Source organism: Sphingobacteriales bacterium, from assembly GCA_016706405.1.
Taxonomy (GTDB): domain Bacteria; phylum Bacteroidota; class Bacteroidia; order Chitinophagales; family UBA2359; genus BJ6.
In genome coordinates, this window is record JADJJT010000003.1 from 511424 (window position 1) to 538181 (window position 26758).

A 26758-nucleotide genomic window follows, 5' to 3' on the forward strand; every position below is an offset into this window, starting at 1 on the left:
ATTTTTGCGCAAAATTTATCCGGATAAAATTAATATCCTACAATAATATACTTTATAAGCCCTTTCCCCCCTCAACATTAAATATAATACACGCCAATTCCCTATGAAAATTCCGAATGAAGTTAAAGTTGGTATATTAGGTGTTACTGCATTAGTTATTTTATTTTTTGGTTACAACTTTTTACGAGGTCGCAAAGTTTTTGCCTCTGACATAGAATACGTGGCCGTTTTCGACAAAGTTGATGGCTTATTAGTAGCCAACCCAGTACAAATTAGTGGTGTACCCGTAGGTTTAGTAGAATCTATCGATAGGTCGAGTGATGTAACTGCTGCTAACCGAGTTGAGGTGCATTTTACCGTATCAAAAAACACCTTGGTGCCGCCCAACACAACCATACAAATAATTAGCGTTGGTCTTATGGGCGAAAAAGCACTATTGCTAACCTACGAGGCTTACGAAAAAGATATTGCGCTACCCCATAATAAAGTTAAAAAAGTAGTTGACCTTACCAATGTTAAGTCTGCGCCCGAAGGCCATGTGTTTGTAGGAGTTTCGGAAATAGGGATGATGGAAACCGCTAAAAATATTTTAAATGAGCAGGTTACACCCATGAAAGATAAAGCGTTATTGGTGGCCGATACGTTAAAAGAAACCCTTTCGCATGTAAATACGGTTTTAGCATCGGGGCAAATACAAGAAACCTTAAACAACTTAAATAAAACATTAGTAGGACTACAAAAAACCATTAAAACTATTGATGGAGCAGCACTTAGTATCAATAACACATTGCACAAGGATTTGCCTAAAGTTAGCAATATTTTAGCGAATGTTGAGGCTGTTTCGGGGCAGTTGCAGGGCAGTACGACCAAACTAAACAGCGTTTTGGAAAATACAAATACAGCTACAAAAAAACTTGCCGAGTTAGAAATCAAACAGACTGTTGATAAACTCAATGGCTCTTTGGCTGAAGCCCAAAACCTGATTAAAAAAATTAACAGTACCGAAGGAAGTATGGGAATGCTAATGAATGACAAACAATTGTATCACAATTTAGAAGCCCTAACCCATAATTTGAACGAATTATTAGTCGATTTCCAAACCCACCCTAAAGATTATGTAGGCGTATCGCTGATAAATATCAATAAAGGCCGGAAAAAAGATCCGGACTTTAAGCCTACCAAATCAGAAGAAAAGTGAAAATAAGAGAACTACTTAGTTTAGAGATTGAAGATTAAGCCGGATAAAAACAAAAGAACAATATTGCATATATTTAGTTTTAAATTTTGCTCCGGATAAAACATACGATTTTTTTTGCCCAAAATAGGCACACAAATAAATACAATTTCGAATTAATCTTTGTAAACCTCAGTTTCGTCAAATTAGTAAACCAATCAAAACAAGCAAAAATTTTAATCAACCAAGCAAAAAAATCCGGATAAGTAAAGTTTAGTAACCTTTATAATTAGGTTATTTTGCTTTTTTTAGTCAATTTTGCAGCTAAGTTCTGCCAAAAACTGTCTTTTTAGCAGTTTGAACTAATAAGGCGCAATTTTTGTTTCTATAAAACTATGGAAGGAAGTAAATTTTCTCAGCAAGTGCGCGAAATCATCTCGTGCAGCCGCGAAGAAGCCCTTAGATTTGGGCAAGATACAATATACGTTGAACACCTGTTGTTAGGGATTCTGCGCGAACGCGATAGCAGTACCATGACAATTCTTAAAAAATTGTCGGTTGATATTGTTATGTTGCGTCATACCATTGAAGAATCAATTGGAAAACAACAGACCCAACGCCGAAGCGATGCCAATACCATTCCGCTAAGCAGGCAAGTTGAGCGCGTATTGAAACTAACCGCTTTAGAGGCCAAATCGTTGGCCAGCAGTACCATTGATACCGAGCACCTAATGCTATCTATACTAAAAAACAAAGAAAGTATTGCCTCGCAAATATTGTTACAATTTGATGTGGATTATGATACTTTTTTGAATCAACTAAATTTAGCCGGCTGGGTGCAAAACCAATTCTCGAACGAGCAAGACGATGAATTAGACGAGCAACGTGGCTACTCGCAACAACGCAACAAACAAGCTACTAAATCGCTAACGCCCGTACTCGATAATTTTGGCCGCGACATTACCCGCCTAGCCGAAGAAGGTAAACTTGACCCCATTGTAGGCCGCGAGATTGAAATTGAACGCGTATCGCAAATTTTAAGCCGCCGCAAAAAAAATAATCCCATTTTAATTGGCGAACCCGGCGTAGGAAAAACCGCCATCGTAGAAGGTTTGGCTTTGCGCATTATACAACGCAAAGTATCGCGCGTGTTATACGATAAGCGCATTGTTATGCTTGACTTGGCTGCGCTGGTAGCCGGCACCAAATATCGTGGGCAGTTTGAAGAGCGCATCAAAACAATTATGACCGAGTTAGAAAAAAACCGCGACGTAATATTGTTTATAGACGAAATTCATACTATTGTTGGCGCAGGCGGCGCAACAGGCTCGCTCGACGCTTCTAATATTTTTAAACCAGCCTTAGCCCGCGGCGAACTGCAATGTATTGGGGCCAGCACCTTAGACGAATACCGACAATACATAGAAAAAGATGGCGCCCTTGACCGCCGTTTTCAAAAGGTAATGATTGAACCACCTTCAATTGAAGACTCGATTATTATAATTGAACGCATAAAAGATAAATACGAAGATTACCACAATGTATCTTATACCGAAGCTGCCGTTAAAGCTTGCGTAACATTAAGCGCAAGATATATAACCGACCGTTTTCTTCCGGATAAAGCAATTGATGTTTTAGACGAAGTTGGCGCGCGTGTGCATCTTAAAAACATACACGTACCCAGCAATATCATCGAACTCGAAGAAAAAATTGAACAAATTAAGGTGCAAAAAAACTTAGTAGTGCGCGGGCAACGCTACGAAGAGGCAGCCCAACTGCGGGACGATGAGAAAAAATTGACTGCCATGCTTGAAAATGCCAAAAAAGAATGGGAAGAAGAATCAAAAACCCGTCGCTACCGCGTTGATGAAGAAGATATTGCCGAAGTAGTAGCCATGATGACGGGTATTCCGGTAAAACGAGTAGCTCAAAGCGAAAGCAATAAACTGCTTACAATGCAAGCTGATTTAAAAACAGTAATCATTGGTCAAGACGATGCCGTTGGCAAAGTAGCCAAAGCCATACAACGCAACCGTGTAGGACTAAAAGACCCTCGAAAACCCATAGGCTCGTTCATATTTTTAGGCCCAACCGGCGTAGGCAAAACCGAGCTGGCCAAAGCACTTGCCCGCTATATGTTCGATAGCGATGATGCTTTAGTACGTATTGATATGAGCGAATATATGGAAAAATTTTCAATATCGAGGTTAATAGGTGCGCCTCCCGGATACGTTGGCTACGAAGAAGGTGGGCAACTTACCGAAAAAGTGCGCCGCCGCCCCTACTCGGTAATTTTACTCGACGAAATTGAAAAAGCACATCCGGATGTGTATAATATATTGTTGCAAGTTTTAGACGACGGTCAATTAACCGATGGCTTAGGCCGTAAAATTGATTTTAAAAACTCGCTGATTATTATGACCTCAAATATTGGCGTTCGGCAGTTAAAAGATTTTGGGCAAGGTGTAGGCTTTGTTACCAAAGCAAAAGAAGATGACGAAGATACGCATACCAAAGGCACTATAACAAAAGCACTGCGCAAAACTTTCTCGCCCGAGTTTTTAAATCGTATTGACGACGTAATTATATTTAACGCCTTAGGCAAAGACGAAATTTTGCAAATTATACAAATTGCCCTGCGCAACTTATACCAACGTATAGAAACCTTAGGCTACCACTTAGAATTAAGCGAGGCAGCCAAAGATTTACTTGCCGAAAAAGGCTTCGACCCGCAATACGGCGCACGCCCACTGCACCGCGCCATTCAAAAATATATTGAAGACCCCCTTGCCGAAGAGCTTCTTAACCAACTGCCGCAAGGAACAACCCTGATTATTGATTTAGACGAAGATAAAAAAGTAGTCGTTCGCCGGCAATCGCCTTCCAATTCTACTACTACCGAGCAGCCTGAAATTTCAAATAATTAAAGCAAAGCAAATAAATAAGATAGCAGTTCTTTTAAAAACTAATCTATTTTCCAAAATCCGGATGTGCCAAACTTGCCATCCGGATTTTTTATTTTATCAACCTAAGCACCTCACCTGTTTAAGAAATTTTGTAAGAATATTAACTCGAAGCACCCTAAACAATAGCCTATACGTTTTATAGATAGTTCTGCCATTAATTTATATCCGGAAGAAGACCGAACACAAATATTTTTCCCGAAATACAGCCTAATTTTGTAAATATCAAGGTCACATTTATATTTTACTGTAACTTTGTCAGCATCAATTAATTAATTAATTACAGCGGCGCAACTACAACTCAACAACCATAAACAAAATACCAAACAGTTAGCTAATTATGTGTTATGCTTTTTACAAAACAACAAAAACAATTATAGTAACCACAGTTTGTGGTTTGCTTTTAGTTCAGTTTTTAGCGAACGGCCAAGACATCCATTACTCGCAATTTTACACCGACTATTTGCGACTTAATCCGGCATCTGTGGGACATTTTGACGGCGATTACCGTGTGGGGGCCAACGCCCGAAGCCAGTGGGGCAGCTTTACTGTGCCATATCAAACCGTATCGGGCTATGCCGATTTTGGCGTCTATAATTCGCCTGCCGGCGACCGCCTTGGGCTGGGTCTGCGTATGCTTTATGACCAAGCCGGAGATGGCATATTAAGCACCAGCGAATTTCAGGGAGCGGTAAGTTTTCAAAAAGCATTGGGTAGTAAAGCCGCGCTATCTGCCGGATTTGGTGCCATGTTTACCCAAAAAGCTATTAATTGGAATAAACTCTATTTTAGCTCGCAATGGAACGAAAACGATTTTAACTTAAACGCGCCAAGCGGCGAAACACCAATTGCAAACTCATTTTGGCATTTGGATTTACAAGCCGGAGCACGCTTAAACATACGCCCCAACGAAGTTTGGAATGCCTATATTTCGGGGGCGATTTTGCATTTAAACAAACCCGCAACTTCGTTTTTTAATGCCGACAATCAAATGGGCATCAGACCGTTAATTGCCGCGGGAGCAAATTTTGAGCTTGGGCAACTTAGTTTTGACCCCGCCTTATGCTTTACCACCCAAAAAAAAGCATCCGAATTTTTAATTGGCAGTAATGTAAGTTGGCTATTAAGCAGCACCGGCCCAAAACATACAATACGGGCGCACGCCGGCGCATGGTATAGGTTAAAAGATGCAGCCGTTGCCTTAGTGGGCGTTGAATACAACCGGTACCGCATATTATTTAGTTGCGATATAACACTTAGCTCGCTGCAACCATACAACAAAGGCCGCGGCGGCCCCGAAATTTCAATTGTGCACGTTGGCAGTTTTAACCGGCAGCCAAGCAAAAAAATATATTGCCCAAGGTTTTAATTTTTTAGTTTTTGCTTCATCATTTATGCCAACGCCCTTAGCAAGCATACAAGCACATTTAGCTGACGTCGACCCCGTAATGAGCAAAATTATTGCCAACCACACCATTAAGTACGAGCCAACAAATTATCAAATTTTGCACGAACTTATGAGTGGCATTATTGGCCAGCAATTATCCGGAAAAGCAGCTTTGGCTATCGAAAAAAAATATTTAGCCCTTTACGACGGTTTTTTTCCTACAACCGCGCAGGTGTTAAATACGCCAATTACTACCCTCCGAACAGCTGGCCTGTCGAATGCAAAAGCGCAGTACCTGCAAAATATTGCCGCCTATTGGGAGGAAAACCACCTGCATAAAACTAATTTCGAAGCCTTAACCGACCACGAAATTTTACAACTGCTTACCCCAATTAAAGGCGTAGGCACCTGGACGGTTCAAATGTTGCTGATGTTTACCTTGTTTCGCGAAGATGTGCTACCCGTGCTTGACCTCGGCATTCGCAAAGCAATGGCTTTACATTACCAGCTTAACCTTAACCAGCCCCAACGCAGCCTTGCCCAAGCTATGGAAACTATTGCCGAACCCTGGAAACCCTACCGAAGCATAGCCAGCCGTTACCTTTGGCGCTCGTTAGACGACAAAAAATAAAAGTAATTACACCGACAAGTAATATTTTTGTTCAAAAAGAATTCAGAATATATTTATAAATTATTCAAAAAGTAATTTTTTTTAATTAAAATTTTGGCTATCCGGATAAAATTGCGTTATTTTGCCTCAAGACACAATTTTTTAATTTAAATTAGCCAGAAATGAAACGTTTTGCTCTTCCTTTTTTATTAACGGGGATTTATGGCAGCGAGGCCGCTAAAATAAAACCTGGCGACTTTATAGAACTGTATCAGTATTGATATTGTTAGCTGTTATTGAGGCGTTTTGTTCTTTAATGACCTCAATAAGTTGGGGCAGTTGCCAGGCGTTGGCCAGGTCGTATTGCCCAATATGGGTGCGGCATAGTGTTGCCAAGTATGCGCCGCTTTGCAGTGCCTTGCCAAAGTCGTTGGCCAAGGCACGTATATAAGTGCCTTTGCTACAAGTAACTGAAAAATGTACTCGCGGGATATTTATATGAGTAATTTCAAATGCGTAGATGGTAATGCGGCGTGGCTCTACTTGTTTAACCTCGCCTTTGCGGGCACTAAGGTAAAGTTTTTTACCCTCGTGCCTTACAGCCGAAAACTGAGGTGGCATTTGCCTTTGCTGGCCTAAAAATTGTTTAGCCGTAGCATGTATTAAATCCGGATGCAGATGCGCTATTGGGTATTCGGCATCAATATCGGTTTCGGTATCAAAAGATGGGCGGGTAGCTCCTAAATGAAACATACCTGTATAAGTTTTATCAAAATCTTGTAAGTGTTGTAGTTGTTTGGTGTATGCGCCTGTTCCTATAAGCAGCAATCCGGTAGCACGGGGGTCGAGGGTGCCGGCGTGGCCTACTTTTTTACAACGACTAACTTTGCGTATTTTATTAACCACATCAAACGATGTCCAGTGTATGGGCTTATCAACTAATAATAATTCGCCGGCTTCAAAATTAAATGGCATTGAATAGAATAATTTAGGCAGAAATTGAATTGCAAAGGTACGATAATGTTTTATGTAGTTTTTGAAATGCTTACAACTAACAATTTACAAATATTTAATTAATTGTAAAGCAGATATATTTAATGGTATCGGCACCACTTGGTCGGAGGCTTTCGTAGCGTGTAGGTATTTGCAGGGCAGGAAATTGCTGATATAAAACGTGTTGATATAAATTATTTGTATGGGCAATAATGGCAGCTCCGGAGGTCTGCTCAAGCGTTTCGAGGGTGTATTGATATAGCGGTTCGCTGTCGGTTTTTAAGTGAAGGCGTCCTTGTGGTTGTAAAAATTGCCTGTATAGTTGTAAAAACTGGGGCGAGGTAAGCCGTTTCCGGGCTTGTGAATTAGGCAAATAGGGGTCGGGGAAAGGTATCCAAATTTCGGAAATTTCATTTTGTGCAAAAAAATGAGGCAGCAATGAAATTCCGGTTCGCAAAAAGCCCACATTGCCTAAACCTTGCTGTAGCGCTAATTTTGCCCCATGGTGGATTCGGTTTCCCTTAATATCAATACCAATAAAATTCAACTGCGGTTGCAATTTCCCCAGCGCCACTGCATACTCGCCATAGCCGCAAGCCAGCTCTAATACAATTGGTTGTTGATTATTAAAAAACGCTGAAGCCCATTTACCTTTTAATTTTACTTCGGTTTGTTGGTGGTTTATTAAAACCGGATTTTCCCAGTTGAAATTTTGTATTACATTAGGCATCTGCCCTATTTCGGCAAATTTTTGTAGTTTGCGTTTGGCCATTTTAGGTAACTATGGGTTAGTAGTTAGGGGTTAGGGTTAGGGGCTGAGTATTTAAATTGTTTTTTTAGCCACGGATAAATGAACACCGATAAAATAATAAGAAAAGCACCGGCGTAAAATCCGGCATTCATTTGTTCGCTGTCTTTAAAAATTAGCCATGCCAAAATTATACTATATATAGGCTCTAAATTTACGGCCAAGGCTACCGCAAAAGCCGAAATTCGGCGCAACAAATACACATTGGCAATAAACGCATAGGTAGTGCAAGCCCATGCCAGCAATAGTAACCATGCCCAATCAGAAAGGCTTACCTGCCAAGGCCAAACCGATTTTGCCGGATTAAAGACCATAACCAAACTTAAGAGCAAAAAAACAGTGGCAACCTCGTAAAACGATAACAAAGGAGGCGGGTGATTTTGTGCCACTAATTGTTTGTTAAAAACACCAAACATGCTGCTAAAAAATCCGGCAGCTATACCCAACAAAATACCAGCAAGGTAATCGAAAGCATACTGTGTAATTAAATACAAACCAAAAATTACACCAATTCCCAATATCACTTCAGGCCAATAAATACGGCGTTTTTGAACCATCGGCTCCATAAAACTGGTAAATAAAGTAGAACAAGATAGGCCACCTACCGCAACCGAAACATTCGATATTTTTATTGACTCGAAAAAACAAAACCAATGTAAGGCAATTAACAAACCAACTGCGCTAAATTTACCTAAATCGAGCAACGAAACTTTGCGCCAGCCTTTTGTAAAAAATAACCACAAAGCCATACCAATAGCGGCTAAACCTGTGCGGTAAACTACCAATTCGAGCGATGGGAGGGTAATAAGTTTACCCAAAATAGCCGTAAACCCCCATATAAATACAATAAAATGTAAATGAACATAGTCGCTAAAACGAGCTTGCATAAATATTACTAGCAATGTATTTGATGGTGGACAGTACAAAAACGCACAAAGGTAGGGCTTTTAGCGCGTATTTATAAAGATATAAAGAACTGTTGACAGCACAAAACCAGAATCAAACTTGCTAAGGCCATATTTTTTGTGTCTAAAATGAATTCTTTTGAACCAAAATTGATTTTTTTCGGTTTGAGCAAAAAAAATAGCCTGTAAAACACACCTTGTAAATACTATTTGCACGATATTTGCAGTTAATATTAGCTTTATAAGTAAGTTTACTTTATACTATTGATTTATTTAATTATCCATCAATTTTCCGGATAAAAAACGTTACCATTTAAAATTATTTTTTTAATAATAACTTAAACATTTTTTTTACTAAAACCCACCTAATTTGTCTCGTCCTCCAATTAACACTAATCAACCGCGCACCCCTTACAATCGCCGTTTGGTACAGCGCGAAAAAGAACCCGAACACCGACTAAATGATATGATTCGCGTACCAGAAGTGCGCTTAGTTGGCGAAAATATAGAACCCGGTATTTATTCTATTCATAAAGCCTTGGCCTTAGCCGATGAGCTTGAAGCCGACTTAGTAGAAATTGTACCCAACGCCACCCCGCCCGTTTGCCGTATAATAGATTACAACAAATTTTTGTACGAAAAAAAGCGGAAAGAAAAAGAAATTAAAGCAAAAACAATTAAAACGGTATTAAAAGAAATTAGGTTTGGCCCAAATACCGACGAACATGATTTTGAATTTAAAACCCGCCACGCCGAAAAATTTCTAAGAGACGAAGGAGCAAAAGTTAAAGCGACTTTGTCTTTTAAAGGCCGCGCCATTATTTATAAAGACCGAGGAGAACAATTACTGTTGCGCTTTGCCCAAGCCCTTGAAGAGGTAGGCACACCCGAAGCCCCCCCACGTTTAGAAGGTAAACGCATGTACATTATCATTACTCCCAAAAAGAAATAAAATTAGATTGCATCAATAATAAAACTGCCTTACATTTCTGCATCTTGTTCAGATAATAAACAAGCCTAAAACCAGAGACAGTTGATTTATATTGCCAATTAAGTATCCGGATAATTTAGCCCGAAGCCACATTTTTTAAATATGGCCTAAAACAGCTAAATATCCGGATATGCTGTTTAATTCCTGTTCAAAGAAGTCTCAAAAACTATAGCCTCAATTATTTTTAGGGCTTAAACTAATAATTTAAACTCAATTTGTTTAACTTTGTTGTTTATACAATCATACGATTAAAAGAATAATCGGTAGCCAAAAACAACCTGCTTGCCTTTTGACTACGTTTTGTTATAAAAATACCAATGCCCATCAACTTAAATTTTGACGAAAATTTTGACCCCGAATTAGTAGCCCCCTACCAATCTGAAGCCGAAAACGAAACCGAACAAGACGAATCGCTGTACGAACATTACCGCGTAGTGGCCGACCCCAACCAAAAAGCATTGCGGGTCGATAAATTTCTGTCGAACAGGTTAGAGCAAAGCCGCACCCGCTTGCAATATGCCGCCGAAGCCGGAAGCCTTTGGGCAAATGGCGAGCCAGTAAAATCGAACTACAAAGTACGCCCCGGCGATATTATAACTATTATGTTGCCTAAGGCGGTACAACATTATACCATTGAGCCCGAAGAAATACCTATAAATATTGTTTACGAAGATGAAACTCTTTTAGTTTTAGACAAGCAAGCCGGATTAGTTGTGCACCCCGGAATTGGCAATTTTAACGGCACCATGTTGCACGCTTTAGCTTGGCATTATCAACAAACAGGCCAGTTTAACGAGCTATCGAACGAAGAACACCGCTTTGGCATGGTGCATCGCATAGATAAAGAAACATCGGGCTTATTAGTGCTGGCTAAAACCCGCACCGCACTTACCCACTTAGCACAACAGTTTTACCATCATACAGTAAATAGGCGTTATACCGCACTGGCTTGGGGCGATTTAAAAGCCGATTCGGGAACAATAAACTTACCAGTCGGCAGGCACAAAACCCTCAGAAAACTGCGCACTGTATATGCCCCCGACGAGCCATTTGGCAAACACGCCATTACACACTACTCCGTTTTAAAACGCTTTGGCTATGTAACATTAGTCGAATGTAAACTTGAAACAGGGCGAACACATCAAATTAGGGTACATTTTCAGCACATGGGGCATCCTTTGTTTAACGACCTGTTGTATGGCGGAAACAGAGTGGCCAAAGGCACTGCTTTTACAAAATACAGGCAATTTGTAGCTAATTGTTTTGATACCATCGAAAGACAAGCCCTCCATGCGCGGCTACTGGGTTTTGAACACCCAACAACCCACCAATGGATGGAATTTGAATCGCAGCTACCTAATGATTTTCAAACCGTTATTAATATGTGGGATGCTTACGCACAACGATAATTGCCAATTTATTACAACAATCTGTTTCTTATCCGGATAAATCCGGAAATGTTTTAAGCAAAAAATGCTGCCATCATCAATAAATAAGCATTCAATTTCTCTTAATTTTAGCTCCGCATCAAATTATTCTTCCCTTCTCATCTCGTCAAGTATAAATTTTATATAAATACACAAAAATGGACATCTGCAATTACGAAATTAGCCAACAAATAGCCCTGCCAAACCACGAAGGACTAAAACAAATTGCCTATAAAATTTTTAATGGTCAACGACTTACGCCAAACGAAGGTTTATTGCTGTATGAGCAAGGCGAACTGGGGTTTGTTGGCGCTTTGGCAAATTTTGTGCGCGAGCAAAAGCATGGCAATACAACTTATTTTAACCGGAATTTTCACATCGAGCCTACCAATTTATGTGTTTATTCTTGCAAATTTTGTTCGTATTCGCGGCTAATAAAGCAACGCGAACAAGGTTGGGCCATGACTGAAGATGAAATGCTTGAAATCGTAAAGAAATATGACGGCAAACCCGTTACCGAAGTGCATATTGTAGGTGGGGTGTTGCCACAAATGAATATGGCATTTTTTAGCTCCTTACTGCAAAAAATTAAAAAACACCGCCCCAGCTTACACATAAAAGGCTATACCGCAGTTGAACTTTTTTACATGTTTAAAAAGGCCAAACTTAGCTACCGCGAAGGCTTAGAACAATTACGCGATGCCGGATTAGACTCAATACCCGGAGGCGGTGCCGAAATTTTTGACGAGGACATTCGCAACACTATTTGCGCCGATAAATGTGATGCGCAACAATGGTTAGACATTCATGAAACAGCCCATAGTTTAGGTATGCACAGCAATTGCACTATTTTATATGGTCATATCGAGTCGTTTGCCCACCGTATTGACCACATGGAACGGTTGCGGCAGTTACAAGACCGTACCGGTGGATTTAATTGTTTTATTCCGCTTAAATTTAGACACGACAACAACGAAATGTCGCACCTGCCCGAAGTATCCGTTATTGAAGACTTGCGAAATTATGCCATATCGCGTTTATACTTAGATAATATTCCCCACTTAAAAGCATATTGGCCTATGATTGGCCGAACAACTGCTCAATTGTCGTTAGCCTTTGGCGTAAATGACCTCGATGGAACAATTGACGATACGACAAAAATTTATAGCATGGCTGGCGCCGAAGAACAAAATCCGGCATTAAATACCCAACAAATTGTAAATTTAATACGCGATGTTGGGCGGCATCCGGTTGAACGAGACACCCTCTATAACATCTTGCACGATTACCAAAACGAAGCATTTACCGATGATAGCTTGCCATCTGACAGCAAAAAGTCTTTTATTGATTTGCCTCTACTATCAAAAAATTAAAAAATATAAACGTTCATGCCTTCTGTTGATAACAACTCGCCGCAACAACAAGCGCAAAACACCGAACTCGAAAAAAACAAGCGCAAATTATATACTACAGTCGAATGGGATTTTCAAATTGGAGGCTATTTGTTTATTGTTGGTGCATGTTTGCCCGCTATAGTCCTTTTGTTGCACGCTTTTGGTACTTATAAATTAGGAATAACAAGTATTATTATTTGCTGGTTTTTTATTGGCATGGTTGCCTTTCTGTTTATGGGTGTATTAGTGTCAAGCAAAGATAACAAAGCCAAATTAATTGATTTAGAAAGCCAAAACGATAAAAAATTATTAATACACCCTAACTCGCCACCATATCTTGCCGATATCAGTCAGTTAGTGATGGAAGGTTTGGGCTTTTTGCGCTCGCAATACTTAGATGTGCAGTTTAGACGTTTCCAACTTCAATTTTTAACCCTTTTTATTGCCGGATTAGTAGCTATTGTTATTACGGTAAGTAGCGTTTATTTGTGGAAAACGACCCATATTGACAATATGTTAATTAGCCTGTTTTTGGCAACAGGTATTATTATGGCTATTCTTGCCGTTTTTTTGCAACGCTCGTACTTGGCCGAAAATAAAAAACTTAATTTATTGTTACTGCGAATTGCCGATTTAACCGAAGTTTTAACAGCACTAAAAGTTATAGAAGCAATACCCAACGAGACCTCAAGACTTGAAAAAGCCCAAAACCTGTACGAATCTTTACAAAAAAGATGGATTTTGAGCAAATTTATTTAATTAGCACTTAAATTATTTGCATACCTTTGCGTACCTATAATAATTATTGGTTTAGCCAACATCATACCAGAAATACAATTCTTATTTTCTCCTTGTATTTTCCTTATTTAATCAATAATCATCTGTTTTACCAACTTAAATATATTTTTTTTAAACTATGGTTACTTTCGAAAACACAATTGCCCTCATAGAATCAACCATTAAAAGCTTTGGAGTTGACCCTAATACCTGCAAAGGCGAAAAAGCCGGACAATACGACCTAAAGCGTGGCTCGGCCAGCGTTTGGCTTGATGTTTGGACTATTGACGGCCAAAACGACACCAAAAATTATTATGTGCAAGTAATTGCCCCTATTTTAGACCTTAGCACTGTCCAAAACCAACTCGGCCTATTTCAAGAGTTATTAGAGCTAAATCACCAATTATATGGTGTTGGCTTTAGCGTCTATAAAACCTGGGTATATTTGCGTGTTATTCGCGAAGCCGATGGCTTAGATTCAAATGAATTATCGGCTATGTTAAACCGTGTTGGTACTTACGCCGATGACTACGACGACCAGTTAAAACAAAAGTACTGCACCACAACCCCTCCACCACCCAATACCGGATGGGCAACCCCCGGCGAAAAACCACCGGTAAGTTAAGCTACTGCGTTTTATTAAAAAGATTTATCTTTGTTTAGGTTACAGCAACAAGTTTTTTTTAATACTTGTTGCTGTTTTTTTGTTTTAAAGCAATAGACCCCAAGGTCTATTTCTTGAGAAAAAAGTTGAAAAAAATATCCGGATAAGTTTTATTACCAAAACTTATCCGGATATAAAAAAGAAAATATTATTAGGCTAGCTGGTCAATATTACCATCAAGTTCCAAAAAAAAATCATTCGATTCAATTAATGTGTAATCAATATTTTTTCGGTGCCATAAGCGTTAGGCGTTTTAAGTATAACCATATATAAACCAGCGGGCAAATTAGCAAGAGGCCAAATTATTTGTCCCATTTGTGCGTTATGTTGGGTTATAATTTGTTGTCCGGTTATTGTTTGCAATTCGGCAACAAACTGCCAAACATCAGCTGTTTTTGCTTGTATGGTCAAGTAGTTATCAGCAGGATTTGGTGTGATGGAAAACAAGTTTCTTATATTGCTATTGTGGGCATCGTTGTCTATGCCGGTACAGTCTTCAATGATAATATTCATCGTGGCCGAGCCGATACATCCCGACTGAGCTGCGGCAGTATTGCCACAAACAATTGCAAAAAAGCAAAAAAACGGCAACATTAAAATAAACTTTTTCATTGATGATGCGGGCAGATGGTTATTTAAAAAATAATTTAGCTAATTAGACAAGAATTAAAAGCAAGATTAGTTCCTACCAATTTAGTAGCGAATAGGTTTAACGCCAATTTTACTTGAATTGGGTTTGTACAAATTAAAGTCGGCAACGGTAACGTTTTTGTCAAGGTTAAAATCGGCTTTAAAATAATTATTAATGCCCGATGATTCAGTTGCATAGCCATTAAAGTCGGCAACGGTAATAGTGCCATTGGCATCGTAATCGCCGGCCAACATACAGTATTCAGAGCCTAATAATTTAAGCTGCGCTGAACCGCCCATTACATTATTTGCAATACTTAGGTCAACTGTAGTTGCGTTGGGTAAGGCTACCGGATTGGCGCTTACAATAGCCAAGTGATTGCGGTGGCGAACTGCCACACTAAGGGTTTGCCCGGTAAATGCGCCGTCAAAAAGTACCCCGTCAATAGCATTATTTGTTGTCCAGGTGGGGTCAACAATTTTACCGTTAGATAATAACAAAGCTGCTTTGCGGCCTTGAACCGTAAAATTGTCGTTATTAACAATATTCATTAGTTCTACTAAAACCCAATCAATAACAGTTGTCGGAAGTGTACCAGTATAACTTTCGGTGCCTGCATAATTCCAAGGTGCCGTATTATAGGGCTGGGTGGTAGGTATTAATGGCTGAAAGTTTAAACCAGTTTGCATTTGATTGCTACCGGTATTAAACGGGCCTTCTAAAAAGGCGGTAACTTTAACCAAAGTGTTACAGTTATTAATGGTTACGTTTAAAGTAGCTGTTCCAACACAGGTTTGCGCTTGCATCTGGTTGTTAGTAGTTAATAATGTGGTCAAAAACAAGCTTAAAAGGGTAAGTATTTGTTTCATGAGTATTGATTTTATAATGCTGCTACAAATTAATTAATTAATTGTTATGGTAAGGGAAAAATGTGCTTATACAAGCAAATTAAAGTTTGAAAAAGGATATCGAAAAGTAAAAGTACAGCTAATTGTTGAGATAAAACAAGTTTTTTGAAAAAAATATTTATAAAACGGGCTTTATGGTATAACCTGCTTTTTGTAACAGATTTAAAACGCCATTTTCACCGCCTAAATGTGCCGCACCTACGGCAAAAAAACTTGGTTTTTGTTTGGTATAATTTTTTATTTTATCTATCCAGTTTTTATTTCGGTTGCCCATTAAAAGATCTTCGTATTTTCCGAACTTGGTATCGGTATTCATAACGGCGGCAGCGGCATTTACATTTTTTTCGGTATAAATTTTCATAATGGTTTCAAATTCGGTCATTGATTTGTCGCCATCTTTAATAGCTTCCAACAAATAGTTAGCTTGTTCGGTATAAGGTATTTTATCAAAAATAGCAAATTGTTCCTCTATAGTTTCGAGGCCCAGTACTTCTTTTTGTTTTTCTTTGGCCAACTGAACAAGTTCCATCTCAACAGATTTTGTTGGTTTGTTTGTTTTTTCATCTTGCAATAATATAGTTTGTAATAACATGGGTTTCCACGATTTAAACATGGCAATGTCCATTTCGAGTTTGTTTTTAAAAAAACTATCAACAAGCGCAAAATCGGCAGCACTAAGTAACTGATCTATTGTGGTATCGTTTTTCATTTGCGAACCAATCATGGTGGCAAATATTAAGCCGGGGTCATCCATATCAACCTCTAAAATCAATTGTTTACTTGCCTTAAATTTAGCCTCAAATTGTGCTGGCCAAGCAAAATGCTCTGCCCAAACCAAATGAATAGTTCCCATTAAATACGATGGCTTTTTAAGTTTTTTGCCCGATATTTCCCAAAGCCAAGTGCGTGCGCTCGTGTCAATAGCTGTTGTATAGGTTTTAGGTGTTTGGACTGCTGTTACATTTTGTGCTTCGGCAGTTGTTAAAATAATTAATCCGGAAATTAACCACCAAAAAACTAAACAAAACAAAGAAAAAACGTGTTCTAATAATAGTCTAATCATAATAAAATTTAATCATACTGTTGTTTTAAATAAAAAAAGTTACCAACAGCAACAAAAGTACAACGATTTTAGTTTTCCGGCATTCATATAAATAGGAACTATAAATCATTTAATTTTGTTAGGCTTAGAAACACAAATACCTTTATCATTTTTTCCGGAATATTTTTGCTTAATCATACTTTATCCGGATTTTTTTAAGCAAAATTTCGTTACTTTTATGGCATCTTTACATCTACATTATCAATAACGCAAAAAGTAACAAAACATCATTGTTTTAAACGAATTAGACACATAATTTTTCAAACAATATATATTTTTATAACAAAACAAAAAAATTATCAATTATGGTAGATTTTCCCACCCCCAACAACGAAAACGAAATTGAAAAGGAAACCGAGCAACAAGACGGCGGTTGGCTCGACTCAATTAAAGAAACTATTGGCAACGTTACCGAAAAACTTGAAGACGTTGTTGAAAACGTAAAGGACAAAGTTGAAGAGCAGTACACTAACCTAAAAGAAAACGAAACCGTTCGTGGTATTTTAGAAAAAGGCGAAGCCTTGTACGACAAAGTTGAAGACAAGGTTGAAGACATGGTTGACGTAGCTAAAGAAAAATTAGCCAGCGTAAAAGAAAAAGCACAAGACCTGCTAAACAAAGATGACGAAAACAAAGCATAACTAAATTGTTTTGTAATTGTTTGATTTGTAGAAATTATCTATTGTAAGCACTGCTTTTACAATTCAAAAACTGCACACTTGCCAAATTTTTTAAGGCAAGTGTGCTTTTTTTATGTTTGGCATTTTACAAACCCATATTTGATGCGTATTTTGCGGTCAAAATTTTTTTATTTTGTGTCTTCCTCACTTTTTTATTAGTGTTATATTAGAGTTGTTTGTAAGCAAATGATAGTTTCTCAAGCCCAGGCAAAACGCCCATTAATTGCCGTTAACGCTCGGTTTTTATTGCACAATAAATTAGAAGGTATTGGCAGGTTTACACACGAGACCCTAAAAATTATAACTCAAGCAAACCCACATATTGATTTTGCTTTTTTATTTGACCGGGCATACCACCCCCAGTTCATTTATGGCAAAAACGTAATACCTCATGTCTTGTATCCGCCGGCAAGGCATCCGGTACTATGGTACACTTGGTTCGAGTGGCGCGTACCCTACCTGCTTAAAAAATTAAAACCCCAACTATTTTTTTCTCCCGACGGGTATTGCTCGCTCCGCAGTAAAACGCCAACTTATATGGTTGTACACGACCTTGCTTTTGAACACCTCCCGCAGCAAGTACCACCTTTGGTAGCAAAATATTACCGTTATTTTAGCCCTAAATTTGCAACCCACGCCCAACATATTGCCACCGTTAGCCAATTTACTAAACTTGATTTAGTAACGAAATACCAAATTCCCGAACAAAAAATTAGTGTTGTCGGAAACGGTATCAACACTTTATTCAAACCTATTCCCAAAGCGCAACAACAGCAAATACGACTGCAATACACCAACCAAAAACCCTATTTTTTATTTGTTGGCGCCTTGCACCCGCGCAAAAATATTGGCAATATTTTATTAGCATTCGATGCTTTTTGTAAACAATTAGGGCAGGCACCGGCAAAATTGGTTATTGCTGGGCGTCAGGCATGGCAAACACAAGATATAACCCAAATTTATCAACAACTTACCTACAAAGACGAAGTGGTTTTTACCGGACACCTCCAAACCGAACAGTTAGCCGATATTGCCGCCTCGGCAATGGCATTGGTTTACACCTCATTTTTTGAGGGGTTTGGGGTGCCAATTATTGAGGCAATGGCTTGCGGCACACCCGTAATAATCTCGTCAAGAAGCGCCATGCCCGAAGTTGCCGGAAATGCAGCATTAATCGTCCAAAATCCAAATGATTACAACGAAATTAAACAAGCTATGATCCAAATTTTCCAACAACCTAATTTGGCTAATCATTTAACCATATTAGGTTTTGAAAACGCAAAACGATACAGTTGGCAAAAAACGGCAAATTTATTGTGGGCCGACATGGAAAATCTAATCAACAAAACATAAACAACCAATAAGTTTTCATTTTTTTAGCCAGCGCAAAAAATAAGGCAAATTATTGTAGCGCCAATGTGCATAATTAACCGTATTTGCACCAAAATTGGCAAAAAAACGGGCAATGCCGGGCTGCATCGAGCCTTCAAAATCAAGGCTTAGCAAAGGCTGCCCAGCATATATTTGTATAATTTTATTCACTAATGCATACAAAGCCCCAGACTGCCGTGCATAAGGCAAAGCAGCAGGCAACCAATACACTAACCTGTTACAGCCAAGTAAAAACACCACCGAAGCACAAATTTCAGAACTATTTTCAGGGTCGGGTATGCCCCAAACATGTACCGCCTTGTTTTGTTGGGCTGCCTTTGATATTGCTAACAACCGTGTTATTGCAAATTGGTTGTTTACGTGGGGTAATTTAGGCAAAACAACCTGCTGATATAGTTTTGTGGCCTGTTGCAAACTTATTGGTTGTGGCTGCGGTAAACCCGATACCGTAAACCGGCGCAACATTCGTTTAGTTTGGCCTGAAAAGTTTCGGCTAATAACCTCGTAAGAGGCCTGTAACGGCAACAAACTATTTATCCGGATATTTAGTTCTGTTTTTGGCTCATTCTCCTTGTAGTCTATCGCAGCAAAATGACCTTCATTTAACATAATATCGGCAAATTTTACCTGCTGCCCCACCCTTTGTAAAAATTGGTAACTTAGCTGATTTACAGCAGCAGCCGATAAATCAGGACTAAAAAAAGCACCTAACTGTTGCACAAAATCGGGCTGATAAACATAGGAAATGCCCATTTTTTTCCGGATAGGAAGCGGCATAACTGCTTGATAGTTGCCGGCAACTAAACCAGCCCATTGTTGGTTATCACTATTTTTTCCGGATTTTAAAGCACAAGCGGCATCTAAAAACCAAGATAAACCATATATTTGTGCATTTTTGGCTTCAACTACAGCCTTATCCCACAAATAGGTATCAATTTCAGGACGCGGTAAAAACACAATTTCCATAACCCAAGGTCAAATTTAGGTTGTTTTACCCAAACACGTGAAAAAAATTTTACTATCCGGAACCTTCACAGCTGTTTTAACGTTTTAGTTGAAATATTAATTATATCCCATAATTCATAACCCCAGTTTTAAACAAATTTAATCAAAACAATATAACTTAAATTATGATTTTTGACCCAGTATATATGGTAATTGCGTTTGGCGCTATGGCCGCAAGTTGGTTTGTTGGTGCCATGTTAAAACGCCGTTTTGCCCAATACTCGCAACTACCTATTAACCTTACAGGCCGCGAGGTTGCCGAAAAAATGCTGCGCGAAAACGGTATTAACGATGTAAAAGTTATATCGGTTGAGGGGCAACTTACCGACCACTACAACCCTCAAACTAAAACAGTAAACCTAAGCGAAGTAGTATATCACGAGGCCAATGTGGCAGCCGCTGCCGTAGCCGCTCATGAGTGCGGCCACGCCGTGCAACACGCACAAGCCTATAGTTTTTTAGCTATGCGCTCGTCTATGGTGCCTTTGCTAAGTATAAGCAACAATTTTACGCCTTGGATATTAATGGCTGGTCTTTTATTATTAAGCACAGGATTTGGTAAACTTTTATTGCTAATAGGAATTATTTTATTTGGTGCTACCACTTTGTTCACGTTCATTACTTTGCCCGTTGAGTTTGACGCCAGCCGCCGCGCTTTGGCCTGGCTTAAACAAGGCACCGTATCGGGCATGACTCAAGAAAAAAATGATGCCGCTTTTAACGCACTAAAATGGGCTGCTATGACCTACGTAGTAGCTGCCTTAGCTTCGTTGGCTACTTTGTTGTACTACATCATGATATTTTTAGGCCGCCGCGATTAACCTCCTTAGCTTTCTTATTTATTAACATATTTCCGGATATAGTTGTGTAGTGCTCGCTATCAAACTGTATCCAGATTTTTTGTGCTTAACAGAGCTTCAATTTAATACAATGCTTAAAATTTTTACCATCCTTTATGGCTGCCCATAATATTTTTGGTAGGTATTTTTGCCAAAGGTGTTGGCTGCACTAATTTGCGGTGCGCTTCCAAATTTATACATCACTAAATCGCCGTTAATTTGCCGCACTTTTACAATTTGTGTTTGGTTGTTAGGCAGCTCAAAAACCAAGTACTTTTTAATTGTTACAATGGTAGGCAATTCCAAAGAATCTGCTAACAACATTACTTTCTCTTTATGCACAAACATTTCGCGCATAATATTATGGGCTTGGTTGTGGCCAATTTGCTTTTCTAACTGGGCTATATCGGCGCTGTCGGGTTGTAAAAATACCAAACAAGTTTTGTTTATAAAAAGTGTTGAATCGTTTGAGTTGGCTGCAATCAATTCAGTTGGCGTAGTGGTGGCAATAGCAGTGTTTGTATTTTTATCCGGATTATTATTATTGTTGTTGCCCACATTTTGGCAGGCCAGCAGCAAACAAGATCCGGAAATAATTAAGATAAATAAAAAATAGGAAGAATTCATCATGGCAAATCTATTTCTCTAAGAAATTATAACTACCTAATATTTGACTATGTTATAATACTAAACTTGCGGTTTATTGGTCATATCCACGCTCCAAAAGTAAACAAAATTAGACAATTATTTTTAGTTGACGGTAAATATGTAAGTCATAAACCGCTAAAACTAACGCTACACTATGCGAAGCTAAAATCTCTGTTCTATGTTTTTCAACTTGTTATGATAATAGAAGGCAAAGTATTACCAGTCCAAAGTAGCTACGTCTGCCAACTCAAACAAAACATTTTGCTATCTTTGCTGCGCAAGCACATAATTAGTTGAAGACAAAACATAGCAGAAACAACAATTTTCGTATTTCTATTCGCACAACTCAAGGCAAGCAATGATTTCGTTAAACAATATAGCCGTTCAGTTTGGGGGCAAATTTTTATTCGACAATATTACCTTTACCGTTACCGAGCGCGACCGCATTGGCTTGGTAGGCAAAAACGGGGCAGGCAAAACCACTTTACTGCGGCTGCTTATGAGCGAGTTTTCGCCAACCACCGGCCATATTAGTATGGACAACAATACTAATTTGGGCTATTTACCGCAAAATTTAGCCTTAAATCCTACTCAAACTGTTTACCAAGAAACCCTAAAAGCCTTTGCCCAACTCGAACATATTAATAAAGAATTAGCCCAAGCTGAGGCGCAACTATTGCAATTTACTGAAAGCCAAGATTTTGATTATACCTTACCCGCCTACGAGCGTTTGCTACACCGTATTGCCGACCTCCACGAACAATTAGACCAACAACGTGGAGGTAACCCCCGCGAACAAATTGAAAAAATACTTAAAGGACTGGGGTTTAAAAATGGCGATTTCGACCGCCCACTCAACGAGTTTAGCGGGGGCTGGCAAATGCGGGTTGAACTGGCTAAAATTCTGCTGCAAAACAATGATTTTTTGTTGTTAGACGAGCCTACCAACCACTTAGACATTGAAGCAATTATTTGGTTAGAAGGTTTTTTGGCCAAATATCCGGGCGGCGTTTTGCTAATCTCGCACGACAGGGCTTTTTTAGATGCTGTAACCAACCGCACCATCGAACTAGTATCGGGCAAAGCCTACGACTACCGTGCTTCGTACACCGAGTTTATGGAGCTGCGCGAAAAACGCATCGAAAAACAAATTGCCGAAGCAAACCGCCAAGATAAATTTGTTGAGCACACCCAAACACTTATCAATAAATTCAGAGCCAAGAAGAACAAAGCTAAATTTGCCCAAACATTAATCCGGAAATTAGAACGCTTAGAACGAATTGAAATTGACGACCTCGAAGGCGATGCTATAGACTTTAGGTTTCCGGATGCTCCGCGCTCGGGACGTATTGTGGTAGAGCTGCAACATTTAAGTAAAAATTACGGTGCAAAAGAAGTGCTGTCAAACTTAAACCTGCAAATTGAACGCGGCGAAAAAATAGCTTTTGTTGGCCGCAATGGCGAAGGTAAAACCACATTGGCCAAAATTATAGTTGGCCGCGAACCTGCAACGAACGGGGTTTGCACCCTTGGGCACAACGTAAGTATTGGTTACTACGAGCAGCACCAGGCCGAAGCCTTAGATGGCAATAACACCGTGTTTGAGGTAATTGACAATGCAGCCTCGGGGGATATGCGCCTGCGTGTACGCCACTTATTGGGTGCTTTTTTGTTCTCGGGCGAGGATGTTGATAAAAAAGTACAGGTTTTGTCGGGAGGCGAAAAATCGCGCTTAGCCTTGGCAAGGCTGCTGCTCGAGCCCTGCAATTTGCTGCTTTTAGACGAGCCTACCAACCACTTAGACATGTACGCAAAAGAAGTGTTAAAGGAAGCCCTTAAAGCCTATAACGGAACGCTTATTGTGGTATCGCACGACAGGGATTTTTTACGCGACCTTACCGACAAGGTTTTTGAGTTTAAAGACCAAAAGATTAAACCTTATATTGGCGATGTGTATGACTTTTTGAGAGATAGAAACGTTGATAGCTTAGATGCACTGAATTTAAAAACTACAAGTGCTAACAGCAACAAAGCAAATCCGGAAAATAATAAAAATACCGAAAATATCAATTTGCCTAAATTGCCCACCACAGCAAAAGCAGCCAACAGCTTAAAACGTACACTTAGCTACGACGAGATGAAGCAAATTGACAGTGCCATTCGCAAGGCTGCCAATCAAATAAATCAAACCGAAAATCGTATTTCACAAATCGAAACCGACATTGCCAACCTTGAAATAGCCATGAACGACCCTAATTTTTATCAAAATCAGCAAAATGCAAGCATCGAATTAGTCCGCCATACCCAGCTAAAACAACAATTAGCTGTAGAAATGGAAAATTGGGAAAAATTACAAGTAGAACACGACGCCCTTCAACAACAACGGCAACAAATTGTAAGCGATTAGACTAATAAATTGTTAGTGCCAGTTTTTACAGCCAATTTAGTTTAATTAATCACTTATTAACAATGTTAAAGGAATGAAACTATTTACTGGTGGTATTTTATTGTTGGCATGTGCTTTGTCGTTTCCAAAGTATATAGCAACCTTGCAAGCCCAAAACCAGGGCAATCAAGGTCAAAGTTTACCCTTGCCCGACACAAATAAAATTAATACCATTTTGACCGACACTTCGTATGCCAACGAATGTAGGTTGGCAGCAGTATTTTGGCATAGCCTTGACAGTAATAATTTGGCTTTTAACTGTTACTTAGAAGCCGCCGAACAATTTGCCCATGCACAACAATGGATACCTTATGCAAACATGGCGCACATGGCAGTAACTATGTATGACGCAACCCAGCCTGCCGAGTATTTACAGCTATTAATCCTTTGTGATACCATTATTGAAAATATAACCCAAAATTTAAACGAACAACAAGCACAACTTTTAGCCGTTTATGTGCGCAAAGGCATATCGCACCGCCGTTTAAACCAACCACAGGCAGCTTTAATTGCCTACGAAAAAGCCATAACCTTAGCCAATATTTTAAATATTGAAAACAACTGGACTATTGATGCCTACCGAAATGCCGCCAAAGCACACAGCAAAAATTTAGCCTACAAAAAATCGACTGTCTATTTAGAAAAAGCCTTGAGAATGGCTAAAAAAAAACAAACAAAATAAAGCAATTGATGATGTGTTTTGCGACCTTGCTCCTGTTTACCACTTTACCAACCAATACAACAAAATTGAGGCCTTATACAACGAAGTAAAAAATTTGCCCGATTTGTCGGCAACGCAGCAGGCAATAATAATTAATAACGTACTGCTGTTTATTTACGACCAAAGTCAACAATACCAAAAAGGCAAAACAGCAGCTCAAAAAGCTATTCAGTTGCTTAAAAAAACGCAAAACGACCGTACAAATTACCTGTTAAGCCGTGTTTATAGCTCGTTAGCCTCTTTCGAAGATAAATTAGGGCAGTTAGATGCCGCTATATCAAGCATACAAACGGCCATACAGTACGCCAAAAATACGCACAACGCACAAGGCCGCGATTTAGCCATGTTATACGTTGATTTAGGCAATTTTCAACTGCAAATACAGAACAAAAAAGAGGCGCTAAAAAATTATCACTACGCTTTAATGGCCGTTGTGCCCACCCTTACCGACTCGAGTTGGCAAGCCATGCCCTTAGCTCAAAACTTACCTGTCGACTCGTGGGTAATGACAGCTTTACACCTTAAAGGCCGTGCGATTGCAAGTATATTACCCAACGATACTGCCGCACAAATTCAGGCCTTAACTTATTATATCCTTAGCTTAAAATGTGCCCAAGCCTTAAAAACCTTTGGCAGCGAAGACGATAAAATAACTGTTTCAGAGCATGTTTACCACGTTTACGAACAGGCAATTAGCACATGTCTTGCCCTTTTCAATGAAACAAAACAAATTAAATGGCAGCAACAGGCTTTTAATTTGATGGAGGAAAGTCGTGCTTTTATTTTGCGGTTAGCACTTAACGATTTACAAGGCAAAGCATTCTCACAAATTCCGGATGAATTAATGCAAACCGAACAAAACTTGCGCAATTTGGTTGCAGAAGCACAACAAAATATCATCGAATATCCGGATAGTATAGCCCTGCAAGATAGTTTACTACGGCATCAAAAGCAATACGAGCAAATGATTGCTGCCTTAGAATCTGAGTATCCAGCCTATTACCAGATTAAACATAATACAAAAACCTTAAGCATTGCCGATATTCAAAAGAGTTTAGTTCCAAAAACAGCTTATCTTTCGTATTTTTTAGGAGACAGCGCGTTGTTTATATTTGCCCTCAATAAAGATACAGTTATTATAAGTCAATTTTTTTATCCGGATAATTTGAACGAAACCATTTTAAAGTTCAATGCGCATTTTACCAATTATGCACAGCATAAAACGTCCAAAAAAGCCTATCAGCAATTAGCATACACCCTTTCAAAGTGGTTATTACAACCAGTTGTGCCCGCAATACAAGGCGCTAATTTCATAATAATAGCCCCCGACGGAGTTTTGGGCTTACTGCCTTTTGATGTTTTGCCTATTATTGACCCACAACAAAGCACATCAACACAAAACCCCGAAAAAAACACGCAAAATAATATCCTTTTAGGCCAACATGCTGCCATTAGCTATGCGTTTTCAGCTACGGTTCAGTTTGCACAGCCACCAAGCCACAATACCAATTTATTGACTTATGGAGGCTACGCACCCTTGTATAATTCTGCCCTTTTAGCCGCCGACTCGCTAACCAAAAACCTAACCGACCTGCCCGAAGCCCGCCAAACTGTTGCCAATATTGCGCACAGGTGGAAAGGCGATGCCTTTGTTGCCGAACAAGCCACAAAAGACCAATTTTTAACTACTGTTGCTAATTACAGGGTTGTGCAAGTAGCCGGACACAGCATTATAAACGACAGCATTGCCAACAACTCAAAATTAGTATTCACCCAAACACAAGTAAACGCCAATAATCACTTTCTCGACTTATCGGACATGTATGCCCTGCACCTTAATGCCGATTTAGTTATACTTAGTGCCTGCAATACCGGCTTGGGGCGTGTTGCCCGGGGCGAGGGAATAATGAGCCTTGCTCGGGCTTTTAGTTATGCGGGTAGTAGTTCGGTAGCCATGAGTTTGTGGAGCGTACCCAGCCAAGCTACCGCCATAATTATGGAAACATTTACCAAATTATTACAGGATGGAATGCCCAAACACCTTGCCTTACAAAAGGCAAAACAAGCCTATTTACAGGTAGCCCCGCCCGAACATACACACCCCTACTACTGGGCTGGCTTTATTGTAATAGGCAATACCGACCCTTTAACCGTTAATGCCGGATGGGGTAATTTTAAATGGTGGTGGGTTATAATTGGCAGTTTATTATTAGGATTTGGCTTAGTCTATATGGCTGCGAGGCATAAAAATAAATCCGGAAGCAGCCGGCTTACTTAGACCCACAAAGTCAAA

The 26758-nt window shown here is 39.4% G+C and carries 23 protein-coding genes; 15 read left to right on the forward strand and 8 right to left on the reverse strand.

Annotated elements, in window-relative coordinates; genetic code table 11:
* Positions 1–103 precede the first annotated feature (103 nt).
* From IPI59_13915 to IPI59_13930, 4 genes are all read left to right on the forward strand, one after another.
* Positions 104–1198: an MCE family protein gene (locus IPI59_13915; GenBank protein ID MBK7528610.1), complete on the forward strand. Its 1095-nt coding sequence runs from the start codon at positions 104–106 to the stop codon at positions 1196–1198.
* A gap of 371 nt (positions 1199–1569) precedes the next feature.
* Positions 1570–4101 (forward strand): ATP-dependent Clp protease ATP-binding subunit, encoded by a 2532-nt coding sequence (locus IPI59_13920; GenBank protein MBK7528611.1) that lies wholly within the window; start codon positions 1570–1572, stop codon positions 4099–4101.
* Positions 4102–4477: 376 nt separating this feature from the next.
* A complete protein-coding gene (locus IPI59_13925) occupies positions 4478–5506 on the forward strand; it encodes a PorP/SprF family type IX secretion system membrane protein (GenBank protein MBK7528612.1) in 1029 nt (342 codons plus the stop codon).
* A gap of 25 nt (positions 5507–5531) precedes the next feature.
* The gene (locus tag IPI59_13930; protein MBK7528613.1) at positions 5532–6155 is read left to right on the forward strand and encodes a DNA-3-methyladenine glycosylase 2 family protein; all 624 of its coding nucleotides are present in this window, start codon (positions 5532–5534) and stop codon (positions 6153–6155) included.
* Between the two features lie 237 nt (positions 6156–6392).
* Here IPI59_13930 and truB read toward each other — a convergent pair whose 3' ends face one another.
* From truB to IPI59_13945, 3 genes are all read right to left on the reverse strand, one after another.
* A complete protein-coding gene (truB, locus tag IPI59_13935; protein ID MBK7528614.1) occupies positions 6393–7109 on the reverse strand; it encodes a tRNA pseudouridine(55) synthase TruB in 717 nt (238 codons plus the stop codon).
* A gap of 94 nt (positions 7110–7203) precedes the next feature.
* Complete coding sequence (trmB, locus tag IPI59_13940; GenBank protein ID MBK7528615.1) at positions 7204–7899, reverse strand: tRNA (guanosine(46)-N7)-methyltransferase TrmB; 696 nt, start codon at positions 7897–7899, stop codon at positions 7204–7206.
* A 23-nt stretch (positions 7900–7922) separates the two neighbouring features.
* On the reverse strand, positions 7923–8822 hold the full coding sequence (locus tag IPI59_13945; GenBank protein MBK7528616.1) for a DMT family transporter: 900 nt from the start codon (positions 8820–8822) through the stop codon (positions 7923–7925).
* A 484-nt stretch (positions 8823–9306) separates the two neighbouring features.
* Between IPI59_13945 and IPI59_13950 the strand changes: the two genes are divergently transcribed.
* The 5 genes from IPI59_13950 to IPI59_13970 all read left to right on the forward strand — a co-directional run bounded on the left by IPI59_13950 (position 9307) and on the right by IPI59_13970 (position 14054).
* The gene (locus tag IPI59_13950; protein ID MBK7528617.1) at positions 9307–9792 is read left to right on the forward strand and encodes a translation initiation factor IF-3; all 486 of its coding nucleotides are present in this window, start codon (positions 9307–9309) and stop codon (positions 9790–9792) included.
* 356 nt (positions 9793–10148) lie between these two features.
* Positions 10149–11240 (forward strand): RluA family pseudouridine synthase, encoded by a 1092-nt coding sequence (locus tag IPI59_13955; protein MBK7528618.1) that lies wholly within the window; start codon positions 10149–10151, stop codon positions 11238–11240.
* 176 nt (positions 11241–11416) lie between these two features.
* The gene (gene mqnE, locus IPI59_13960) at positions 11417–12631 is read left to right on the forward strand and encodes an aminofutalosine synthase MqnE (GenBank protein ID MBK7528619.1); all 1215 of its coding nucleotides are present in this window, start codon (positions 11417–11419) and stop codon (positions 12629–12631) included.
* A 15-nt stretch (positions 12632–12646) separates the two neighbouring features.
* Complete coding sequence (locus IPI59_13965; GenBank protein MBK7528620.1) at positions 12647–13411, forward strand: hypothetical protein; 765 nt, start codon at positions 12647–12649, stop codon at positions 13409–13411.
* 157 nt (positions 13412–13568) lie between these two features.
* A complete protein-coding gene (locus IPI59_13970) occupies positions 13569–14054 on the forward strand; it encodes a YbjN domain-containing protein (protein ID MBK7528621.1) in 486 nt (161 codons plus the stop codon).
* A 246-nt stretch (positions 14055–14300) separates the two neighbouring features.
* Here IPI59_13970 and IPI59_13975 read toward each other — a convergent pair whose 3' ends face one another.
* The 3 genes from IPI59_13975 to IPI59_13985 form a co-directional block, all read right to left on the reverse strand.
* Positions 14301–14705 (reverse strand): T9SS type A sorting domain-containing protein, encoded by a 405-nt coding sequence (locus IPI59_13975; GenBank protein MBK7528622.1) that lies wholly within the window; start codon positions 14703–14705, stop codon positions 14301–14303.
* A gap of 81 nt (positions 14706–14786) precedes the next feature.
* A complete protein-coding gene (locus IPI59_13980) occupies positions 14787–15593 on the reverse strand; it encodes a hypothetical protein (GenBank protein MBK7528623.1) in 807 nt (268 codons plus the stop codon).
* Positions 15594–15750: 157 nt separating this feature from the next.
* Positions 15751–16695: a TraB/GumN family protein gene (locus IPI59_13985; protein ID MBK7528624.1), complete on the reverse strand. Its 945-nt coding sequence runs from the start codon at positions 16693–16695 to the stop codon at positions 15751–15753.
* Between the two features lie 344 nt (positions 16696–17039).
* Between IPI59_13985 and IPI59_13990 the strand changes: the two genes are divergently transcribed.
* Positions 17040–17375 (forward strand): hypothetical protein, encoded by a 336-nt coding sequence (locus tag IPI59_13990; GenBank protein ID MBK7528625.1) that lies wholly within the window; start codon positions 17040–17042, stop codon positions 17373–17375.
* Positions 17376–17600: 225 nt separating this feature from the next.
* The gene (locus IPI59_13995; GenBank protein ID MBK7528626.1) at positions 17601–18767 is read left to right on the forward strand and encodes a glycosyltransferase family 4 protein; all 1167 of its coding nucleotides are present in this window, start codon (positions 17601–17603) and stop codon (positions 18765–18767) included.
* Between the two features lie 15 nt (positions 18768–18782).
* On the opposite strand, the gene IPI59_14000 is transcribed toward IPI59_13995, so the two are convergent.
* The gene (locus IPI59_14000; protein MBK7528627.1) at positions 18783–19772 is read right to left on the reverse strand and encodes a hypothetical protein; all 990 of its coding nucleotides are present in this window, start codon (positions 19770–19772) and stop codon (positions 18783–18785) included.
* A gap of 164 nt (positions 19773–19936) precedes the next feature.
* Between IPI59_14000 and IPI59_14005 the strand changes: the two genes are divergently transcribed.
* On the forward strand, positions 19937–20632 hold the full coding sequence (locus tag IPI59_14005; GenBank protein ID MBK7528628.1) for a zinc metallopeptidase: 696 nt from the start codon (positions 19937–19939) through the stop codon (positions 20630–20632).
* Between the two features lie 132 nt (positions 20633–20764).
* Here IPI59_14005 and IPI59_14010 read toward each other — a convergent pair whose 3' ends face one another.
* Complete coding sequence (locus IPI59_14010; GenBank protein ID MBK7528629.1) at positions 20765–21280, reverse strand: hypothetical protein; 516 nt, start codon at positions 21278–21280, stop codon at positions 20765–20767.
* 376 nt (positions 21281–21656) lie between these two features.
* Here IPI59_14010 and IPI59_14015 point away from each other — a divergent pair, with 376 nt between their 5' ends.
* The 3 genes from IPI59_14015 to IPI59_14025 all read left to right on the forward strand — a co-directional run bounded on the left by IPI59_14015 (position 21657) and on the right by IPI59_14025 (position 26743).
* Positions 21657–23705 (forward strand): ABC-F family ATP-binding cassette domain-containing protein, encoded by a 2049-nt coding sequence (locus IPI59_14015; GenBank protein ID MBK7528630.1) that lies wholly within the window; start codon positions 21657–21659, stop codon positions 23703–23705.
* Positions 23706–23778: 73 nt separating this feature from the next.
* Positions 23779–24426 carry a tetratricopeptide repeat protein gene (locus IPI59_14020; GenBank protein ID MBK7528631.1) on the forward strand — a complete coding sequence of 216 codons (648 nt, stop codon included), beginning with the start codon at positions 23779–23781 and terminating at the stop codon, positions 24424–24426.
* 13 nt (positions 24427–24439) lie between these two features.
* Positions 24440–26743 carry a CHAT domain-containing protein gene (locus tag IPI59_14025; GenBank protein MBK7528632.1) on the forward strand — a complete coding sequence of 768 codons (2304 nt, stop codon included), beginning with the start codon at positions 24440–24442 and terminating at the stop codon, positions 26741–26743.
* The last annotated feature ends 15 nt before the right edge of the window (positions 26744–26758 follow it).

Coding starts and splice junctions, on each gene's coding strand:
- IPI59_14015 (MBK7528630.1), top strand. CDS start 21,657: ATGATTTCGTTAAACAATATAGCCGTTCAGTTTGGGGGCAAATTTTTA.
- IPI59_13920 (MBK7528611.1), top strand. CDS start 1,570: ATGGAAGGAAGTAAATTTTCTCAGCAAGTGCGCGAAATCATCTCGTGC.
- IPI59_13965 (MBK7528620.1), top strand. CDS start 12,647: ATGCCTTCTGTTGATAACAACTCGCCGCAACAACAAGCGCAAAACACC.
- truB (MBK7528614.1), bottom strand. CDS start 7,109: ATGCCATTTAATTTTGAAGCCGGCGAATTATTATTAGTTGATAAGCCC.
- IPI59_13990 (MBK7528625.1), top strand. CDS start 17,040: ATGGTAGATTTTCCCACCCCCAACAACGAAAACGAAATTGAAAAGGAA.
- IPI59_14020 (MBK7528631.1), top strand. CDS start 23,779: ATGAAACTATTTACTGGTGGTATTTTATTGTTGGCATGTGCTTTGTCG.
- IPI59_13950 (MBK7528617.1), top strand. CDS start 9,307: ATGATTCGCGTACCAGAAGTGCGCTTAGTTGGCGAAAATATAGAACCC.
- IPI59_14010 (MBK7528629.1), bottom strand. CDS start 21,280: ATGATGAATTCTTCCTATTTTTTATTTATCTTAATTATTTCCGGATCT.
- mqnE (MBK7528619.1), top strand. CDS start 11,417: ATGGACATCTGCAATTACGAAATTAGCCAACAAATAGCCCTGCCAAAC.
- IPI59_14000 (MBK7528627.1), bottom strand. CDS start 19,772: ATGGAAATTGTGTTTTTACCGCGTCCTGAAATTGATACCTATTTGTGG.
- IPI59_13915 (MBK7528610.1), top strand. CDS start 104: ATGAAAATTCCGAATGAAGTTAAAGTTGGTATATTAGGTGTTACTGCA.
- IPI59_13975 (MBK7528622.1), bottom strand. CDS start 14,705: ATGAAAAAGTTTATTTTAATGTTGCCGTTTTTTTGCTTTTTTGCAATT.
- IPI59_13925 (MBK7528612.1), top strand. CDS start 4,478: ATGTGTTATGCTTTTTACAAAACAACAAAAACAATTATAGTAACCACA.
- trmB (MBK7528615.1), bottom strand. CDS start 7,899: ATGGCCAAACGCAAACTACAAAAATTTGCCGAAATAGGGCAGATGCCT.
- IPI59_13945 (MBK7528616.1), bottom strand. CDS start 8,822: ATGCAAGCTCGTTTTAGCGACTATGTTCATTTACATTTTATTGTATTT.
- IPI59_13930 (MBK7528613.1), top strand. CDS start 5,532: ATGCCAACGCCCTTAGCAAGCATACAAGCACATTTAGCTGACGTCGAC.
- IPI59_13970 (MBK7528621.1), top strand. CDS start 13,569: ATGGTTACTTTCGAAAACACAATTGCCCTCATAGAATCAACCATTAAA.
- IPI59_13985 (MBK7528624.1), bottom strand. CDS start 16,695: ATGATTAGACTATTATTAGAACACGTTTTTTCTTTGTTTTGTTTAGTT.
- IPI59_13980 (MBK7528623.1), bottom strand. CDS start 15,593: ATGAAACAAATACTTACCCTTTTAAGCTTGTTTTTGACCACATTATTA.
- IPI59_14005 (MBK7528628.1), top strand. CDS start 19,937: ATGATTTTTGACCCAGTATATATGGTAATTGCGTTTGGCGCTATGGCC.
- IPI59_13995 (MBK7528626.1), top strand. CDS start 17,601: ATGATAGTTTCTCAAGCCCAGGCAAAACGCCCATTAATTGCCGTTAAC.
- IPI59_13955 (MBK7528618.1), top strand. CDS start 10,149: ATGCCCATCAACTTAAATTTTGACGAAAATTTTGACCCCGAATTAGTA.